The organism is Novosphingobium sp. Sphag1I, from assembly GCF_056279125.1.
The window spans coordinates 150,858-166,162 of record NZ_JBWBQS010000006.1 but is presented as its reverse complement, the minus strand read 5'-3'; the positions used below and the strand labels follow the sequence as shown (position 1 = coordinate 166,162).

Here is a 15,305-nt window from a genome sequence, read left to right as displayed (position 1 = left end):
GTGGATTCTGTTAAAGTCAATCCTGCATCCTTGGGGCTTTTGGGGGATGATAACTGGTTGTCTGTGGTCACGATCTTTGATCTGGCCGGGCACCACGCGATGCAGGTTATGTCCGACCATTCTCTTTCGCTTCCGCAAAGCAGGTTGAGTCGGTACATCGCCTATCTCCATCGTAAGTATATCACGCCGTATCTGATCTGTTCGCAGAACGGCCGAAGCGATATTTCGCTGCGCTATATCTTTCAGGGAGAGGATTGTCCGCGCGATATTCCCAGCGTCACCTGGGAAAAGCGACCGGAGTGGAACAATATTACGCTGGTCCCCGATCTCTATTATTTCATGGAACGGGGCTACGAGGACTTTCTGGGCGAAGGGGCCGATTTGCCTTCGTGGTCCTCGCGCCGAAATGCTGTTGCGTGGCGCGGTTCAACCACCGGCGTGGTGCATGGTGCGGGCATCCACCAGGTTGGCTTCTCGATGGAAACGCTGGAACGCCTGCCGCGCTATGATTTGTGCCGGCGATTGCAAGCATTGGGCGATCAGGCGGATGCTGGCATCGTGGCGCTGGTGCAATGTCCGGATGGTGAAAAAGCCGATATTGCCCAACGTCTCGAGGCGGAAGGCCTGACGAAGCCCTATCTGCCTCTCACTGACATGGCGCATTTCAAATACCTGATTGATATTGACGGCAATACGAACTCGTGGAACTTCATCCAGCGTCTGCGTCTGGGGTGCTGCATGATAAAGGTGGAAAGTCCTTGGGTGCAGTGGTTCCATAACCGCATTCAACCTTGGACGCACTATGTGCCCGTCAAACAGGATCTGAGCGATCTTGCCGAAAAAGTGGAATGGTGCCGTACGCACGATGATATGGCCCGCCAAATCGCGGAAAATGGCCGGCGCTTTAGTCTTGAAATGCATTTCGAACAGGAAATGAAGCAGGCGGCTTTGGACATTCTGCGGGTATCGTCCCCGATTGCTTATGATCCCATGAAGGCCTTGGTGCATCACAACGTGTACAATGGTGCAGATCGTTGGCGCGGAAACTGGAATGAGGCCATCAAGGGGTGGAGTGCCTTTCCAGAGCCGATGTGGCTGAAAACCGTGCATGGCACGATTCTGGGGCGCGATCAGGGCGGGGCAATCGTGCAGATGATGCCTGATGACAATTGGGCTGAACCGATCATTCTATCCGATGACAATCGAGGTTGGACTGAACACTTGCGTGGTTTCCATATGGACCGCTTTGAAGGGCGAATGACGCTGGAGCGCGCTGGTCACTTTCTGTGCGCTTTGCCTGACGGCCGAAACACCGTTGTCGATCGATTGGAGATTGGGGAATGGGAAGTGTTCACGCTTGTTGCGGCACGATGATCTGATCCAGTTCTTCGGCCTGAATGTGCCAAATTTGGATGCGGACATCTTATGCCGCAGATTCTGATCTAAATTTGGCCATCCCCAGTCCATGCTGTCGGTCAATTCGACAGGTGTGAGCTCGTATTCCAATGGGTTGCCCCACTTTGTCAAAAAACTGGCCCATGGAAGATGGCGCCAGATGATTTGTGCCGATTATCCCGCATGAACATCATCAAGCCCGTTAGATCGTCCGACGGCAGGATCGTGTTGATGCACAATGGTCTGAAAAGAAACCATTTTGCTGAATTCGCAAACGTTATTGCCGATGTATCAGGGTAATGCGACCTAGGGTCGGAACAAAGGTATGTTCACGAATTTTTAGGCAAGATCGTTCAATCCTTGGACGCACCCTTGGGAGGGGCCTGAATGCCTTATATCCGACAATTGGTGGAAACGCGGGATAGTGCGTTGTCCGAATTAGCGGCCATCGCGGCCGATCTGTTTGACGTGCCCATTGCTTTGGTCAGCCTGCTGGACGGAAACCGACAGGTTTTTGTCGGCCGCTTCGGGCTGGATGCCGAAGGCACGCCGATCGAACAATCCTTTTGCCGCCACGCCGTGGCACAGGACAGCCCTCTGGTGGTCCATGACGCGGGCGAGGATACGCGTTTCTGCTTCAACGGTCTGGTGACGGGGGAGCCGGGGATCCGTTTCTACGCCGGCGTGCCGCTGCGCGTCCGCGCTCGGCCGGAATTGGACGCCAAAGGGATTGGCGCCTTTTGCCTGATCGACACGCGCCCGCGTGAATTTACCGATGCCGATGTTGCACGCCTGTCCGGTCTGGCCCGCGGGGTCGAGGCGATCCTGCAATCCATGGTGTCCAGCATGGCCATGGCCGAGGACACATCGCGCATCAATCGCCTCTATGCCGATCAACAGCGCCTGCAACGCCAATTCCGTCAGGCCGAGCGCATGGCATCCATGGGGTCATGGCGGATGGATATTGGCCAACAGACCGTGACTTGGTCCGAAGGCGTCTATGACATTCACGATCAGCCCCCCGGCGAGGGATATCCGGTCGAAGATGCGCTGTCCTATTACCCGCCCGCCGACAGGGAACGTATCACCGCGATGATCGAGCGCGCGATCAACACTGGCGCTTCTTATGATCTGGAATTGGATTTCGTGTCGGCGCGGGGCGTGGCCAAGCGGGTGCGGGCGATTGGTGAACCGGAACTGGAAAATGGCCGCGTGGTCGGCCTGATCGGCGTGTTTCAGGACGTGTCCGAACGCCATGAACTGTTCGTCGAACTGGACCGCCGGGCCAATGTGGATGAAGTGACCCATGTGGCCAGCCGCCATCGTTTCGTCACCTATGTCGATGAATGCGTGGCCCAGGCCCAGTTGCGTGGCGAACGCATGGCGCTGGTCCTGATCGATCTGGACAATTTCAAGGCGGTGAATGACACGTTCGGCCATGCGGCGGGTGATGATATCCTGCGCAAGGTCGCCACCGAATTGCGCTCGCCATGGCTGGGCGATTGTCTGGCGGCGCGGCTGGGGGGCGATGAATTCGCACTGGTTATCACCGATCAGGCAATGATTGCGCAATTGCCCCGGCTGGCGGAAAATCTGCTGCGGGTCTTGCGCTTTCCGCTGGGGCGGGGCGAGGATGGGGTGGTGGTGTCCGCCACCATCGGCGCGGTGGAATTGCAGGGGCAGGGCGATTGCCGCCACGACCTGTTGCAACGCGCCGACCGCGCGCTTTACAGCGCCAAGAACAGCGAGCGCGGAACCTGTGTTGTCGAATGGTCAGGCGCGGTAAAACGACAGGTCCTGCGTCTGGTGGGGTAAAGGTCAGCTGGTTGACCTTGCTTGAAATTCTGGCACTCTCATCCTCGGATCGGATGAGGAGTTAGGGATTTGCCCCAGATTTGGCGCCGTTCGTTTTGCGCGTTGATGGCTTTCGCGGGTGCGGCTTTTGGGGCCGGGGCCGCCCAAGCCGAATGCCAATATGGCCCGGTCGCCAAATTGCCCGTCACGATGCAGGGCGTGCGCGCCAGCGTCCCCGTCACCATCAAGGGCCAGAAGGCCGATATGTGGATCGATACGGGCGCCTTCTTCCACTTCATGTCGCGCGCCCGCGCCGCCCAGCTTGAACAACGCCTCGACCCGCCGCCACAGGGCCTGCATGTCAGTGGCATCGGGGGCAGCGCCGATGTCATGGTCGCCCACATCGCCGATGTCGGGCTGGCCGGATACAAATTCCCGCGCATGGATTTTCTGGTGGGCGGCAGCGATGCGGGCAATGGGTTTCTGGGGGCCAATCTGTTCCAACCCTTTGACACCGAATTCGACCTTGCCCATGGCCAGATCAACCTGATGAGCGCCAAGGGTTGCGGCAAGGCCAATCTGGCCTATTGGGCGGGCGACCGCTTTTTGGGGATCAGCCCCTTGCTGGATGGCGGGTTTTCCATGCCCAGCCACATCTTTACCACCATCACCGTCAATGGCGTGAAAATGCGCGCAATGCTGGACACCGGGGCGCCGGGGACGGTGTTGTCGCGGGCGGCGGCGCAAAAGGCGGGCATTGACCTGACGGGGCCGGATGCCAAGGCGGATGGCGTTGCCCATGGCATCGGCATCAAGGGGCGCAACCGCTGGGTGGTACGGCTCAAGACCTTTGATATTGGCGGCGAAACCATCGCGAACACGCCGATTTCGGTGATCGATCAGGATCTGGACAGCGAAGATGCCATCATCGGCATGGACTTTTTCCTTTCGCACCACCTGTTGGTGTCGCGCAGCCAGAGCCGGATTTACATCACCTATAATGGCGGCCCGATTTTTTCGACCAGCACCGAACATGCCTCGGGCAAGTTCAATACGGTCGAACAGAATATGGGCGGCGCGGCCAAGGTCGAAGCGCCAAAGGATGCCGCCGAACTGGCGCGGCGCGGTTCGGCGCGGCTGGCGCAGCGGGACTATGCCGGGGCGATCGAGGATCTGTCCGCCGCCATCGCGCAAAATCCCAATGATGCCGATTACTGGCGCGACCGGGCGCTGGCCTATGCCGGCAACCATCAGCGAGACCTGTCGCGCAAGGATTGGGCGCAGGCGATGAAATTGCGGCCCGATGATCCCAAATTGATGGCGGTATGGGCGCGCGGGCTGATCGCGGATGAACCCAAGGAGGCGCTTGCCGTGGCCCAGCGCGCGGCGAAACTGGCGCCCAAGGGTGATCTGGACAATATGGTGCTGGCCACGACACTGTCCGATCTGGGGCAGGCGGCGCAGGGCGTTCCCTTGCTGGACGATATGATCGCGCTGCACCGTGAGGATCACATGCTTGGGCGTCTGTATAATGAGCGCTGCTGGCTGCGCGGGCTGGCCAATGTGGATGTGGACAAAGGGGCCAAGGATTGCGACGCCGCCATCCGCCGCGACGGCGAAACCCGCAATTTTGTCGGCAGCCGCGGCCTGATCCGTTTGCGGCAAAAGGATTATGCCGGGGCGCTGGGTGATTTTGACAAGGCGTTGGCGATGCGAAAAGGGGCGACCGATGAGATCCTGCGCGGGCTGGCCCTGATCGGTATGAACCGGGGCGAAGAAGGCCGAGCCGCGATTGCCAAGGCATCCAAGGACGCCCCGCATGAGGCCGCCATGCTGGCGGGATATGGATTAAAGGAGGGGGCGTGAGTTTGCATATTCGCGCGCTGACCGGGGAAGAAATCCGGGCGGCGATGGATGATCTGGCGGCTTTGCGCATCGCGGTTTTTGCCCACTGGCCCTATCTCTATGACGGTGATCGGGACTATGAGGCCGATTACCTGCGCGAATTCATGGCCGCGCCCGATGCGGTTCTGGTGGCCGCGATGGATGGCGGGCGCATTGTCGGCGCGGCCACGGCCAGCCCGATGCGCGCGCAAAAGGCGGAATTTCGCGCGCCCTTTGCGGCGCGGGGCATGGACACGGACGCCTTGTTCTATTTCGGGGAAAGCGTGCTGTTGCCCCAATATCGTGGGCGCGGCCTAGGCCATGAATTCTTCAATCACCGCGAGGCGCAAGCTGTGGCCAGTGGGGCCAAGACGGCCTGTTTTGCCAGCGTGATGCGCCCCGCCGATCACCCTGCAAGGCCGGTGGATTATCGCCCTCTGGACGGGTTCTGGCGGGCGCGGGGTTATGCGCCGATCCCCGATCTGATCACCCATCTGGCGTGGAAAGAGCATGGCGGGGCGGAGGAAAGCATCAAGCCGCTGCAATATTGGCACAAGGTGCTGGTTTAGGCCCTCAACTGCATCCGGTCCTCGATCTTGCCCTGCATATCCTGCACCGGGTTTTGCGCGCGCTGGTCCAGCCATTCGCCCAGTTCTCTGGCCGCCATCGGCCGGGCGAGGTAGAAGCCCTGAAATTCATGGCAACCACGCGCATGAAGATAGGTCATCTGCTGGGCGCTCTCGATCCCTTCGGCGATGATCTTGTGGCCAAGGATCTTGGACACGGTGATGATCGCGGTCACCATGGATTCGGTCTTGCCATGATCGCCGATGCAATCGACCAATGATTTGTCGACCTTGAGCGCATCATAATTCAACCGTGCCATTTGCGAGAGGTTGGAATAACCGACCCCGAAATCATCAATCGAAATCGAAATGCCGACCTGACGCAGGGCATCGACCCTTTCGCGGGTGCGGTCAAAATCGGTCATGGCAATGCTCTCGGTGATTTCCAGTTCGAGCCATTGCGGCGGCAGGCCGAATTCATCGAGCATGGAAAGCACCGATTCGACAAAGCCGGGCCGTTCAAATTGCACCGGCGATACATTGACCGCCACGCGCAAGGGGCGCCCTTCATCCAGCCATTGCCGCGCCTGACGAATGGCGATGCGCAGGATCGAATGGCCCAGCGGCACCATCAACCCGCATTGTTCGGCAATACCGACAAAAATTTCGGGCGACACCCGGCCCACGCCCGGACATTCCCAACGCGCCAATGCCTCCACCCCGGTCACGGCCAGCGTGCCGGCGTCGAATTTTGGCTGATAATGCAATTCCAGTGTGTCGCGCTCGATCGCATGGTGCAATTCGCGTTCGATCAGCGCGCGTTCCTCGACCTTGCCTTTCAGTGCGCTGTCGAAGAAAGCGTGGGTGTCCTTGCCGCTTTCCTTGGCGCGATGCATGGCAATATCGGCATAGGCCAGCAACTGGTCGGGCGTCTCGGCATCTTCGGGTATGCGGGCGATACCCATGCTGGCGCCGATGAAAATTTCATGATCGAATATGGTGAAACTGTCGGCCAGAGCCGCGCGAATTTGCCGCGCCATCGCGTCCAGTTTACCGGTGTCATGCCGTCCGGGCAGCATCAGCACGAATTCATCCGCGGCAAAACGCGCAAGAATCGGGCGGGTCGGGCACGTGTCGCACAATTCGCCAAAGGAATTGGTGCAGGTTTCCAGATCCTCCAGCCCCAATTGCAAACCGCACACGATGATCCGCGCGGCCACCTGACGCAGCAATTCATCGCCCGCATCATGGCCCAGCGTGTCATTGATCCGCTTGAACCCGTCCAGATCGATGAAGATGATCGCCCCCGCACAATCCGCCTTCTGGGTGCGTTGGGCCAATGCCAGTACGTGGGTAATCACGGTGCGGTTGGGCAATCCGGTAATCGTGTCGGTATAGGCCAGTATATTCACACGGACCATATTGTGGTTGAGGCGTGCCACCATTTCACGAAAACTGTCGGCCAACTCGCCCACTTCACAGGGGCCTTTGGTGGTGACGGGGCGCGACATGTCGCCCTCGACAATCGCCATCGTGCTGTCGCGCAGGGACAGGATCTTGGCCGATAAAACGCGCCCCACCAGATAATTGGCCAGCACCGGCAGCAACAGCAAACCGCCAGCAGCCATCATGGTGCCGGGGCCAATTCCGGCCACGAACAGAGCCACGATAGGCAAGCCAAGCGAGACCAGCGCCACCAGCGCCAGCCGCCACGGTATGCTGTTCAGCCCACGGCCTCGACCGAGCAGTTTGTTGCTCCATGCCATCGATTGCATTTCCTTCCTCTGACCGATCATACGGGGTCGAGGTTTGCGCGATGGGCATGGTCTATCTGGGATATTTACGCATGTGATGTTGCGTATTGCGGCAAAATCCGCCCTGCGCTGGTCCGGGGCGCAGGGCGGACCGGATCAATCAATGGCAAAAGGCATGTTCTGGAAACAGACCGGGCGCAGAAACCGCGCCATGGCCAGCGTGCCGACCGAGGTTGTCCGCACATCCGATGTCGCCGGGAATGGCCCGCCATGCACCATCGCGCGCGACACTTCGACCCCGGTGGGCCATTCATTGGCGATCACCCGCCCGGCCTTTTCCGCCATCAACGGAACCAAGGCCTGCGCCAGCGGCCAGTCGCCTTCATCGCCGTGGAAGCTGGCGGTCAATTGCCCTTCGAGCGATTGCAGAACCGTGGCGAAATCATCGGGCGAGGCGCAGCGCACCACCATGCCCGACACGCCAAACACTTCCTCGCGCAGGGTCGGGTCGGACAGAAAGGTTTGCGCATCCACCGCAAACACCGCCGCGCCGCAGCGATTGTCGGGCGCGTCCTGACGCAACACGGTCGTAACGCCCGCATGGCCGTCCAGCACCGTGACGCCTTCGCGATAGGCGCGGCAGATGCCGGGGGACAGCATGACCTGCGGCGCCACCGTCTGCAAAGCCTCGGCGGCGGCGGACAGGAAGGCGTCGAGGTCCGGCCCCTTTACCGCCAGCAACAGGCCGGGGTTGGTGCAGAATTGGCCCGATCCCATCGAGAGCGAGGCGGCATAGGCGCGGCCCAGATCGGCCCCCCGCGCAGCCATCGCGGCGGGCAGGAGGAGGACCGGGTTGATGCTGCTCATTTCGGCATAGACCGGGATCGGTTCGGGGCGGGCCTGCGCCGCAGAAATCAGGGCAAGGCCGCCGGTGCGGCTGCCGGTAAAGCCCACCGCCTTGATCACGGGATGGGTCACCAGCGCTGTGCCCAGAGCGCGATTGTTGCCGGGAAGGAAGGAAAAGATGCCCGCCGGAAAGCCGCTGTCGGCCACGGCCTTGGTCACGGCGCGCGCGACATATTCGCCGGTGCCGGGGTGGGCCGAGTGGCCCTTGACCACCACCGGACAGCCCGCCGCCAGCGCCGAGGCCGTGTCGCCCCCGGCCACCGAAAAGGCCAGCGGGAAATTGGACGCGCCAAACACCGCCACTGGCCCCACCGCCCGGTTGATCCGCCGCAGCGAAGGGCGCGGGGGCACGCGGGCCGAATCGGCCGGTTCAAACACTTCATCCTGCCATCCAAAACCGCGCAATTCGGCGGCGAACAGGCGGAGTTGGTTGACGGTGCGCATCCGCTCACCCTCCAGCCGGGGGCGGGGCAGGCCGGTTTCGCGCATCGCCGTTTCGATCAACCCATCGCCAAGGGCAAGGATTTCCGCCGCAATTGCGTCGAGCAAATCGGCACGCGCCGCCGCATCGCGGGCAAAGGCGGGCGCGGCGGCGCGGGCTGCGGCGCAGGCGGCATCGACATGGTCGGGCGTCGATACGCTGAAATCCGGGCCGAACGCCTGACCACTGGCCGCATCGATGGCGGAAAAGCGGGTTTGGGTCTGATGGGCGGCGCCCGCGATCAAAATACTGCCGTCGATCATGTCTTGAATTCCTGTCACATGAAAATCCCCGCGTCCGGCGGGAGTGTTGGGAGTGCCGGACGCGGGGATGGGGTGATCCGCCTGAAAAGGGAGCTGCGACCCTTTAGAAGGTGAGTTTCGCCCCAAGGTTGAACTGGCGGCCGCTGTGGGTCAGCACGTTGAGGCGGTTCGTCGCATCGACAAACTGATCGTTGAGCGCGTCGGTCAGGTTGATCATTTCAAGGCTGAATTTCAGCTTTTCATTGGGCGCATAGGTGACCTGTGCGTCCACGTTGATCGTGCGGTTGGTGCCGTTCCAGCTTTGCCCTTCGGTGCCGGGCACCGCGGTCAGATATTTCGAGCGATAGGCCACCGACCCGCGTACCGAGAACTTCTTGTCCTCATAATACAGCGTGCCATTGGCGGCATATTTCGACAGGCCGACCAGAGGCGCGATGACCGAGGTGCTGCCATTGGCGCTGGTCAGATATTCGATGTTCGAGGTGACATAGGTGAAGTTGCCCAGAACGCCGAAATTCTTGCCGATCCCGCGCAGGAAGCTGAAGGGCTGCTGCATGTTGATTTCAAAGCCGCGCAGCATGCCGCCCTTGGAATTGACCGGGGTGCTGGCGATGAACACGTCGCTGGCCGATGCGGTCGTGCCGGTCAGCAGGGATGCGGGCAGACCCAGCGAGGAGAAAGGTACGGCGGTGCTGAGCGTTTGGGCAAAGCTGCCGATATCCTTCTGGAAATAGGCGACCGAATAGATCGCCCCGCGCGCCGGGTAATATTCGAGGCTGAGGTCCAGATTGGTCGATTCGGTCGGGCGCAGATCGGGGTTGCCCGCGCTGAACGTGCGGCTGCCGCCCGACACCGACAGGCTGCCCCCCGGCGTCAGCGAGGCGATGCCCGCACGTGCCAGCGTCTTGGCCGCGCCCGCACGGATCAGCAATTGCCGGCTGATGTCATAGACCAGATTGGCCGAGGGCAGCAGGCGGCTATAGCTGCGGCTGGCCATCACCAGATTGATGTTGGTGCCCTGGCTGGCATAGCCGGTCGAGAATTGCTTGGTGTTGACATAGCGCAGGCCAATGTCACCACGCAGCGGAATGCCCCGGTCGCCAAGGTTGAATTCACCCATGCCCCACACGCCAAGGTCGTCTTCACGCACGGTGATATAGGAACCGCGCGCGGTGGCATTTTCGATCCCGCCCACCGCATAGGTCGGGTTGCTGTAGATGCCATAGAGATTGGCAAAGGCGTTGAGGTTGGGCACCACCCATGACGTGGGCGTACCCGCCGGAACGGCCAGCCCGCGTCCAAAACCGCTGAACACCGTGGTGGCCGCCGCGATTTGTGCAGGCGTCAGCGTGTTGACCACGGTTTCACCCGAAAGGCGGCGCTGTTCGGTCGAGCCATAGGTGAAACGGCGCCAGTCGACACCGGCCTTGACCTTCAGAATGTCATTGGCCTTCCATTCCACCGCGCCCTTTGCCGTACCAAAGGCATTGTCGACGGTTTGGGGGCGAATGCGCACTTCGGACGTGCCGCTGTTGAACGAGAAATTGGCCGGATTGGTGATGTCCACGCCCGGACGAATGGTGGGGAAACGGGTCGAGAAATCGTAGAAGAAATTGCCCGTATTGGCCGCGTCCAGCGTCACCGTGGTCTGGGTCGGGTTGGTGAAGGCGGATTTGGAATAGCCCACCAGACCTGTGAACTTCAGACGATCCGAAAAGGAATGTTCCAGATTGGCCGTCAGATTGTAGAACGTCGTGCGCAGCACGTCATAGCGCGCCTGTGTGCGCAGATCGACATTGTCGAACGTGCCCGAAATCAGGTTGCCATTGCCATCGACCGTGCCGTTGCGAATGATCGTCTGGGGCTTACCCGTGCCCGAACGGCTGAAGCTGATCGCCTGAAACTGGCTTTCGGCGCGGGTGCCGTCCAGATAGGAGAACAACCCGTCCAGCGTCAGCAGCGTGCGGTCGCCCGGACGCCATTGGATCGAGGCCGAGGCGCCAAGGCGCTTTTGATCGATGTCATAGCTGACCAGGCCCGGAATGCGCGGGTGGAACATGTTGGCGCTGTTGATCTGGCCGATGGTATAACCCGGCACGGTCGAGGCCGCGTTGAACCCGCCGTTGAAACCGCCATAGGTCCAGCGCGTGATGTTCGCGCCTTCTTCCTTCAACCGGCGCGCTTCATAGGAGAAGCTCATCAGCACGCCAAAGGTCTGATCGTCATTGCTCTTGGTAACCAGAGCCGACAGCCGCGGCGTGGTCTTGCGCGCCAGATCATTATAGCTGGCCTGGGCCGAGAAGGTCACGGTGGGCTTTTTGAAATCGAAGGGGCGGGCGGTCTGCATATCGACCGTGGCGCCCAGCGAGCCTTCTTCAACGTCCGCGCTGGCGCTCTTGCGCACGGCCAGAGAGTTGAAGAGGTCGGAGGAAAAGATGTTGAAGTCAAAGCCGCGACCACGGTTGACGCCGCCCGAATTGTCGGTGCCGCCGGTGGTGCCGATGGCCTCCATCCCGTTGATGCGCACGCGGGTGTAATCGGCGCCCAGGCCGCGCACCGAAACGTTGCGGCCTTCGCCGTTCACGCGGTTGATCGCGACGCCGGGAATGCGTTGCAGCGATTCGGCAAGGTTCAGGTCGGGGAATTCGGCAATATCCTCGGCCTTGATGACATCGACGGCGGCGGCCGATGCCTTTTTGACGCCCAATGCGCTGTTCAGACTGGCGCGGAAACCGGTCACCACGATTTCGGCGGCGGCGGGTTCTTTGGCGATGGGCGCGGGCGCTTCCTGCGCCATGACGGCGGGAGCGGCAACAATCGCGCTGGTAACAAGCAGGGCGGCCTTCGCGCCGCGGCGGATGGAATGGGCCATCATTAATCCCCTCAATTTCCCATACCGGTCAGGTGCGCCGGATTGATGGCGGGGATAGACCGGCAATGGGGGCAAATGCCAATCCCAATCCGGCATTAATCATTGCCAATCGCGCACTGATGGCGGGGTGTTGGGCGGGTTTGTTTCCCATTGTGCCGAAATTTGGCTGGATCATCGCCAAAATCGGCTTGGACGATCCTTTGCACTATGCCTATCGTCGGATGGTCAAAAAAGACCATGCGGAGAGAATGAGATGCTTGCGCCGGGCGCCCAGACCCCCACACGTACCCGTTATCAGATCATCGCATTGATCTTTCTTGTCACCACGCTCAACTATGCCGACCGCGCCACCTTCTCCATCGCGGGCAGCGCGGCGGCCAAGGAACTGGCGCTGACACCGGTGACGACGGGTTATGTGCTTTCCGCTTTTGCATGGGCCTATGCACTGGCGCAGATTCCGGGCGGGGCCTTGCTGGACCGTTTCGGGACCAAGCGGATCTATACGATCGCGATTGCCTGCTGGTCGCTGTTGACCGCGGCGCAGGGGTTGGTGGGGATTGTGCCGGGCGTATCGGCTCTGGCGGCGCTGTTCACCTTGCGCTTTCTGGTGGGCCTTGCCGAAGCACCCAGTTTTCCGGGCAATGCGCGGCTGGTTTCGGCATGGTTTCCCGGTTCCGAACGCGGCACCGCCTCGGCCATTTTCAACAGCGCGCAATATTTCTCGCTGGTCGCCTTTGCGCCGGTGATGGGGTGGATGGTGCATTCCTTTGGCTGGCGCTCGGTGTTCTGGATGATGGGCGTCGTCGGTGTTGTGGCGGCGGTGATCTTTGCCAGGATGATCCATGGGCCCGACCGGCATCCGGGGGTCAATGCGGCCGAACTTGACCTTATCCGCGCAGGCGGCGGCCAGATTTCTCTGGAAAGCAGCAGCGGGCAGGGCGTGGCCTTCAACTGGGCCAATATCAAGCCCTTGCTGGCCAATCGCATGATGATGGGCATCTATATCGGGCAATACAGCATCAATGTGCTGACCTATTTCTTTGTCACGTGGTTCCCGATCTATCTGGTCAAGGAGCGCGGCCTTTCGATCACCCAGGCCGGTTTTGCCGCCGCTCTGCCCGCGATCTGCGGGTTTGGCGGGGGCTTGGTCGGGGGTGTGATCTCCGACCGTATCCTCAAACGCAGCGGCGATTTGGACCGGGCGCGCAAAATGCCGCTGGTGCTGGGCATGGTGCTGGCCTCCAGCATTCTGGGCTGCGTCTGGCTGGACAGTCAGGCCGCCGTGATCGCGGTGATGGCGCTGGCCTTTTTTGGTAAGGGCGTGGCTTCGCTCGGCTGGGCGGTGATGGCGGATGTTGCGCCCAAAAAGCTGGCGGGTCTGTCGAGCGGCGTGTTCAACATGTTCGGCAATGCAGCGGGCATCGTCACGCCGATTGTGGTTGGCTATATCGTCGGGGCGACCGGTTCGTTTGATCTGGCGCTGTTGTTTGTGGCGGCGCATTGCGTGCTGACCATCGTGGCCTTTACGGTGATTGTCGGCCCGATCCGCCGGCTGGAGATTGCCGCATGATCCTGCATCGTCGGCAAATGCTGACCGGGGCCGTCGCGCTTGTCGCCAGCCCCGCGCTGGCCAAGGCCCCCGCGGCCCCCATTCGCATCACCAACCCGATGGACGCCCCGCGCTGGGCCCGGTTACAGCGGCAATTGCTCTGTGCCCATACGCAGGCGTGCAAGGACTATTACGCAACCTATGTCGATGCGCAGGACCATCTGAAGGTCTTTGAACGATGGGGCGCCAATGACGGGCCGGACGATGCGGCCGAGGCGACCAATGATTGGGTGCTGCTGCATGCGCTGGGCGCCGATGACAGTCTGCTGACGCTGTCACAGCGGTTCTGGGAAGGGCATTTGCGCCAATATTCCGGCATCCAGACCCGCGATGTGCCGATTGCCCGCCAAGGCATGTATTACCGCGAATTCCCGGTCCAGATGGATTGGCAGCATAATTCCGAGGGGCTTTCGACGTTCAACATCATGGGCCTGTCGGCGCCGCGCGATCCGCGCGTGTTGATGCGCACCCGGCGGTTTGCCGATTTCTACACCGGCGCGGACAAAACCGTTGCTAATTACGACCCCAGGCATCGCGTCATCCGCTCGATCCTGAACGGCAGCCGGGGGCCGATGCTGCGCCGGGCGACGCCCTTGGACTGGGCGGGCGATCCGTTTGACGCCAGCCGGTTCCATCTGGAACATGGCGAGGACAGCTATGAGCAGTTCCTGCGCCATTATGATGAATATGATGATGTGGCCTGCGATACGCCGCTGAACCTGCAATCGACCACCTTGGGCCTGAACGCTTATGCTTTGGGGGCGGGGGAAAGGTTCCGCCGCTGGGTTCTGGATTACACCGATGCGTGGATGGACCGCGCACGGGCCAATGGCGGCATATTCCCCAGCAAGGTCGGCCATGATGGCAAGGTGGCCCCCGATTGGTGGGGCGGCACCTATGGCTGGAATTTTGCGCCTCTGGTCCCGCAGACGGGCAAGCGAGAGGGGCGCAACCGGGTGCCCCGCGCGATCACGGCTTTCTTCAACGCGCTCTTGCTGACCGGGGACAGGGAATATTTCCATGTCTGGCGGCGGCTCAATGCATTGATCAATGCGCAGGCGCGTATGGTCGATGGGCGGATGCAGACGCCCACCCTGTTCGGCCCGGATGGCTGGCATGGGTGGAAGGCGGGGCCATACCGACAGGGCGCGTTTGAAATCTGGTATGCCACGCAAGACCCGCAAGACCGCGCGGCGGCAGGCAGCGATCCTTGGATCAGCTTCCTTGAAGGGGCCAATCCATCCTACCCTGAAACGGCGCTGGAGGCTGATCTGGCGCGTCTGGCGCGGCGCGATGCGGCGCGGCGGGCGGATCATACCACGCCCGATACGCGGCTGGCCGATTGGACGCTGGATTTCAACCCGGCCAGCGCCAAGGCCTTGGTGCAACTGACCACGGGCGGGCTGCATATTGCGCGGCCCACGTGGAACGCCGACAGCCCGCCGCAGGGCGGCGTCACTTTGCATTGCCGGTTGCGTTATTTCGATCCGGCGCGGCGGCGGGCGGGGTTGCCGGCCGACGTGGCGGCGCTGGTCCATTCTCTGGGCGATACGGCGACGCAGGTGACATTGGTCAACACTGGGGACAAGCCCCGCCGTGTGATCGTGCAGGGCGGCGCCTATGGCGAGCATCGCATCGACAGCGTGAGTGTCGATGGCCGACAACATCGCGTTGGCGCGCGCCATTTCACGCTGGATCTGGCGCCGGGGGCCGGGGCGCGGCTGGAATTGGGCATGGCGCGTTATGCCAACCGGCCCAGCCTCAGCTTTCCGTGGGGGTGA

9 protein-coding genes are annotated in these 15,305 nt (G+C 61.4%); 6 read left to right on the top strand and 3 right to left on the bottom strand.

Going from position 1 to position 15,305, the window contains the following annotated elements:
• The 4 genes from ACZ9HU_RS09050 to ACZ9HU_RS09035 all read left to right on the top strand — a co-directional run bounded on the left by ACZ9HU_RS09050 (position 1) and on the right by ACZ9HU_RS09035 (position 5,642).
• The gene (locus tag ACZ9HU_RS09050) at positions 1 to 1,374 is read left to right on the top strand and encodes a glycosyl transferase family 90 (protein ID WP_476104355.1); all 1,374 of its coding nucleotides are present in this window, start codon (positions 1 to 3) and stop codon (positions 1,372 to 1,374) included.
• 408 nt (positions 1,375 to 1,782) lie between these two features.
• Positions 1,783 to 3,210, top strand: a complete 1,428-nt coding sequence (locus ACZ9HU_RS09045; protein ID WP_476104353.1) for a diguanylate cyclase domain-containing protein — start codon at positions 1,783 to 1,785, stop codon at positions 3,208 to 3,210.
• Positions 3,211 to 3,315: 105 nt separating this feature from the next.
• The gene (locus tag ACZ9HU_RS09040) at positions 3,316 to 5,055 is read left to right on the top strand and encodes an aspartyl protease family protein (protein WP_476104352.1); all 1,740 of its coding nucleotides are present in this window, start codon (positions 3,316 to 3,318) and stop codon (positions 5,053 to 5,055) included.
• Positions 5,052 to 5,642, top strand: a complete 591-nt coding sequence (locus ACZ9HU_RS09035; RefSeq protein WP_476104351.1) for a GNAT family N-acetyltransferase — start codon at positions 5,052 to 5,054, stop codon at positions 5,640 to 5,642. Before ACZ9HU_RS09040 ends, ACZ9HU_RS09035 begins: the two co-directional genes overlap by 4 nt.
• Here ACZ9HU_RS09035 and ACZ9HU_RS09030 read toward each other — a convergent pair.
• From ACZ9HU_RS09030 to ACZ9HU_RS09020, 3 genes are all read right to left on the bottom strand, one after another.
• Positions 5,639 to 7,405, bottom strand: a complete 1,767-nt coding sequence (locus tag ACZ9HU_RS09030; RefSeq protein WP_476104350.1) for a putative bifunctional diguanylate cyclase/phosphodiesterase — start codon at positions 7,403 to 7,405, stop codon at positions 5,639 to 5,641. The genes ACZ9HU_RS09035 and ACZ9HU_RS09030 overlap by 4 nt on opposite strands.
• Before the next feature lie 144 nt (positions 7,406 to 7,549).
• Positions 7,550 to 9,043 (bottom strand): aldehyde dehydrogenase (NADP(+)), encoded by a 1,494-nt coding sequence (locus tag ACZ9HU_RS09025; RefSeq protein WP_476104349.1) that lies wholly within the window; start codon positions 9,041 to 9,043, stop codon positions 7,550 to 7,552.
• Between the two features lie 103 nt (positions 9,044 to 9,146).
• Positions 9,147 to 11,918: a TonB-dependent receptor gene (locus tag ACZ9HU_RS09020; protein WP_476104348.1), complete on the bottom strand. Its 2,772-nt coding sequence runs from the start codon at positions 11,916 to 11,918 to the stop codon at positions 9,147 to 9,149.
• Between the two features lie 250 nt (positions 11,919 to 12,168).
• On the opposite strand from ACZ9HU_RS09020, the gene ACZ9HU_RS09015 reads away from it, so the two are divergent.
• Positions 12,169 to 13,485 (top strand): MFS transporter, encoded by a 1,317-nt coding sequence (locus ACZ9HU_RS09015; protein ID WP_476104347.1) that lies wholly within the window; start codon positions 12,169 to 12,171, stop codon positions 13,483 to 13,485.
• Complete coding sequence (locus ACZ9HU_RS09010) at positions 13,482 to 15,305, top strand: DUF8034 domain-containing protein (protein WP_476104346.1); 1,824 nt, start codon at positions 13,482 to 13,484, stop codon at positions 15,303 to 15,305. The genes ACZ9HU_RS09015 and ACZ9HU_RS09010 overlap by 4 nt, the downstream gene beginning before the upstream one ends.